Source organism: Paraburkholderia sp. BR14312 (genome assembly GCF_040948675.1).
GTDB lineage: Bacteria > Pseudomonadota > Gammaproteobacteria > Burkholderiales > Burkholderiaceae > Paraburkholderia > Paraburkholderia nodosa_A.
Genome location: NZ_JBFPKI010000111.1, coordinates 1 through 251, shown reverse-complemented (window position 1 = coordinate 251; position 251 = coordinate 1). Strand labels below are relative to the sequence as shown.

Sequence of the window (251 nt, the reverse complement as noted above, 5' to 3'; positions counted from 1 at the left end):
CAGTGAATTCGCAAGGCGAAATCGTTGTACGCAAACAGCTAAGACGCGCGAATGTACTTCGGTATTTTGCTACGCTCGAACCGTGTGTAATCGGCATGGAAGCGTGCGCCTCGTCGCACTACTGGGGGCGTGAGCTCACCAAGCTCGGACACACCGTTCGACTGATCGCCCCGCAGTTCGTCCGGCCTTACGTAAAGAGCAACAAGACCGACGCGGCCGATGCCGAAGCAATCTGCGAGGCGATAACGCGA

The 251-nt window shown here is 57.4% G+C and carries 1 pseudogene; it reads left to right on the top strand.

From position 1 onward, the window contains the following. Positions 1–2: 2 nt before the first annotated feature. Positions 3–251: pseudogene (locus tag AB3X98_RS42230) on the top strand (IS110 family transposase); the annotation flags it as partial.